The 769-nt window shown below is 59.3% G+C and carries 1 protein-coding gene; it reads right to left on the reverse strand.

The genetic code is table 11. The features are described 5' to 3' along the window. Window positions 1–43: 43 nt before the first annotated feature. A partial coding sequence (locus AC1D35_RS36585) for an IS5 family transposase (protein ID WP_477942952.1) occupies window positions 44–769 on the reverse strand: 726 nt, incomplete at its 5' end.

The raw sequence follows: 769 nt of genomic DNA on the forward strand, positions 1-769 counted from the left end.
AGTTAGTTGCAGGCATGTCCTGAGTGCGGCGTTGGTGCATGGGTCACAAGGGGAGCGGCTTTCTGTCTTTGAAGCAGAGGCTATACCTTTGCTGCTTGGCAGCGGACGGAATTCGGTGAGCGCATGCCAGCATGCGATTGAGGGCGGCGCAGCCGATGGCGACTTCGGTCTGTTGCGCACCGAATGATCGTGCCCGTAATCGGTGTCCGATGATCGATTTGTATCGGCCGATGGCGGTCTCGACCAGCGAGCGCTTGCCATAGCCGGTCGTTGCTTGCCATTTCATCCGACCGTCTGCCTTGATCGCTTCGATGTGTCGGTCTCGCTGACTGGCGATCCCCGTTTGCGAGCTGTCGATCGCGTTTGATCGAGGTGGAATGACGACGACAGCATCGGCGCTATGCCGACCGACGGCATCATAGGTCGGTTCACAATCATAGGCGCCGTCGGCCGTGAACTGGCTAATCGGTCGATCGATCTCATTAAGCAGCGGTTCGACCTGGGAGGCGTCGCCCGCATTCTGATCGGTCATATTTTGAGCGATGATTTCGCCAGTGTCGGCGTCCAGCGCCAGGTGCAATTTGCGCCAGCGCCGATGGGATTTAGCGCCGTGCTTCTCCGCTAGCCACTGGCCAGCGCCATAGACTTCGAGCCCTGTGCTGTCGATGAGGATGTGAACTGGTCCAATGCTACGACCATTTGGCCTGTTCATCGATCGCCATGTCCTTGCCCGCCGGCTCAGCGTCGTGTGGTCGGGCACGGCGAGATC

This window comes from Rhizobium sp. P1_E6 (genome assembly GCF_056405875.1).